3 protein-coding genes and 2 pseudogenes are annotated in these 2,410 nt (G+C 68.7%); 2 read left to right on the top strand and 3 right to left on the bottom strand.

Annotation, left to right across the window (positions count from 1 at the left end; genetic code table 11):
- Positions 1–34: 34 nt before the first annotated feature.
- Both ACTS11_RS09345 and ACTS11_RS09340 read right to left on the bottom strand, forming a co-directional pair.
- A pseudogene (locus ACTS11_RS09345) lies at positions 35–289 on the bottom strand (F0F1 ATP synthase subunit A); the annotation flags it as partial.
- A gap of 121 nt (positions 290–410) precedes the next feature.
- Positions 411–749: an AtpZ/AtpI family protein gene (locus tag ACTS11_RS09340; RefSeq protein ID WP_442640051.1), complete on the bottom strand. Its 339-nt coding sequence runs from the start codon at positions 747–749 to the stop codon at positions 411–413.
- A gap of 229 nt (positions 750–978) precedes the next feature.
- Here ACTS11_RS09340 and ACTS11_RS09335 point away from each other — a divergent pair, with 229 nt between their 5' ends.
- Complete coding sequence (locus ACTS11_RS09335; RefSeq protein ID WP_442640050.1) at positions 979–1,362, top strand: ArsR/SmtB family transcription factor; 384 nt, start codon at positions 979–981, stop codon at positions 1,360–1,362.
- A 129-nt stretch (positions 1,363–1,491) separates the two neighbouring features.
- Entirely contained in the window at positions 1,492–2,136 is a 645-nt protein-coding gene (locus ACTS11_RS09330) for a class I SAM-dependent methyltransferase (protein WP_442640049.1), read from the top strand.
- 19 nt (positions 2,137–2,155) lie between these two features.
- Here the strand turns inward: ACTS11_RS09330 and ACTS11_RS09325 are convergent.
- Positions 2,156–2,410 (bottom strand): annotated as a pseudogene (locus tag ACTS11_RS09325) (EamA family transporter); the annotation flags it as partial.

Below are 2,410 nucleotides of genomic sequence, written 5' to 3'. Positions count from 1 at the left end.
TGAACAGGAAGAGCGTGAAGATGTAGGGGAACTACGGCAGCGCGTCCTTGCCCGCCACGTCCTCGACCATCTTGCGCACGAAGCCGTAGGCGAGTTCCGCCATGGACTGGCTGCGCGAGGGGATGACGGCGCGGCCGCCCGTGCCCATCACCATCAGCGCCGCGATCGCCGCGATGGAGAGGCCCATCCAGAGCGTCACGTTCGTGGGCGTGTACCAGCGCACCGGGCCGTCGCCGAAGAGCGGCTCGACGATGAACTGGTCCATCGGGTGGATGTTCGGGCCGTCCATCGTGTACTCGTCCACGAGGCCGAGCACGAAGAGCAGCGCCGCGACCGCGATCAGCACGAAAAAGACGATGCGGCCGGAGCCGGACTTGCCCTGCGTATTTGTGCTTTCGGTCGCCACGCCGTTACCCCTTTTCGTCGCCCGCGGCCTTCCCGGCCGCCTCGATCTGCTTCCGCTGCACTTCCTGCGCCGAGCGGATCATCGTCTTCACGCCGGCCACGAAGCCGAGCAGCGTGAAGATCACCATCAGCCAGGGCCGCGTTCCGAGGACCGCGTCGAGCCCGAAGCCGATGCCGAAGCCGATGCCGAGACCCGCCACCAGCTCGATCACCATCCGCCAGGCAAGCTGCGCCTGCGAGTAGTGCTCTTCCATGTGGGCCCGTTCCGGCTCGGCGCGTCTGCGCGCCCTTTCCAGCCGTTCCTCCAGCGCCTTGAGGCGGTCGCTTTCGGGTTCGTCGGCCACCGTTCGGGGGTCCCCATCGAAGTCGGCGGGAAGCTAGGCGGGTGGTCCGCCGGAGTCAACGCGGATCGCCGCGGCGCGGCAGCGGCTTAACCCTTTGTTATCCTTTTGACTTGCCCCGATGCGACAAACGCGACACCCCGCCGGACGGGCGGCCTGGCACGGATTCCGCGCGACACCCATATTCAACCGTCCGGTTGACGATCCGGCGCCCCGTGGCATATCGGGCGGCATGTTTCCGTCCCGCGAGACCCCGCTCGACGCCGTCTTCGCCGCCCTCGCCGATCCCACGCGGCGGGCGATCCTGACCATGCTGCTCGAGGACGACATGGCGGTCACGGACGTGGCCGAGCCCTTCGAGATGTCGCTGGCCGCGATCTCCAAGCACCTCGTCATCCTCGCCGCCGCGGGCCTCATCAGCCAGGAGAAGCGTGGCCGCGTGAAGTGGTGCAAGCTCGAGCCCGACGCGCTGAAGGCCGCCTCCGTCTGGATGCAGGGCTTCGGCCAGTTCGAGCCGGTCAACCTCGACGCGTTCGAGGCCTTCCTCGCCCGCGAGTTCGCCGGTCTTGGCGACGACGACGCACGGGACGGCCTGGCAACCGCCCCGCCCGGCTGAGTCCGCAGGGCAACAGCCCGGTCCCGGCAGGACGCGCGGCGGCCGCTCCGCCGTTGCGACCCCGCGCGCGCGGCGACATGCTTGCCCGAACGTGGGACCATCGGGCAGGTCGGGCACATGCGACAGGACATGATACGGGCGTTCGACGGCAAGGACTGGTCCGAGGATGGCCGCCTCGAGACCCGGTCCGGAAAGGGCTCGACCCTCGAAGCCACGGAGGTGGTGCGGGCGCTTCTGCCCGACCTCTTCCGGCGCCTCGGCGTCCGGGTGTTCCTCGACGCGCCCTGCGGCGATTTCCACTGGATGCAGCACACCGACCTGTCGGGCGTCTCCTATATCGGCGGCGACGTCGCCAGCTCCATCATCGAGGCGAACACGCAGCGGCACGCGCGCGAGGGCGTCCGGTTCGAGCTCATGGACGTGACGAAGACGCCGCTGCCCCGGGCGGACCTGATGCTGTGCCGCGACTGCATGATGCATCTGAAGGATCGCTACCGGAAGGCGTTCTTCCGCAACTTCGTGGCCAGCGGCATTCCGTGGCTCCTGACGACGCGGCACTACAACCTCGTCAACCTCAAGCTCGCCAACAACGGCGGCTTCCGGCGCTTCAACCCCTGCGCGGCCCCCTTCGGCTTCCCCGAGCCGGTGGAAAACCACATCGAGGAGGACACGAGCGCGACGGTCGAGGACCCGGCCGAGAAGGCCAAGCGCATCCGCTCCCTCGGGCTGTGGTCGGCCGAGCAGGTGCGCGCCACGGTCGAAGGCTGGGACTGAGCCCTCACGCCCCGATCCGTCACTCCCTGAGCAGGAGCGCGAGTGCCGCGATACTCAGCGCCACGCCCAGCAGCACCAGCGCCGGCGGCACGGGCTGGCCCAGCGCCAGCTCCCAGATCAGCACCCAGGACGGCGTGAGATAGGTGTAGGCCATGACCTTCGACGAGGGCAGCCGCATCGAGGCGTACTGCACCAGGAACACCGTCGTGGAGCTCGCGATGAGCGCCACGTAGACCAGCGTGACCCAGACCAGCGGGCGGAGGCCTGCCCAGTC

Origin of the sequence: Roseicyclus sp., from assembly GCF_052168335.1 — a bacterium.
Lineage (GTDB): Bacteria > Pseudomonadota > Alphaproteobacteria > Rhodobacterales > Rhodobacteraceae > Roseibacterium.
The sequence above is the reverse complement of the archived record's forward strand: the minus strand, read 5'-3'. Positions and strand labels throughout refer to the sequence as shown.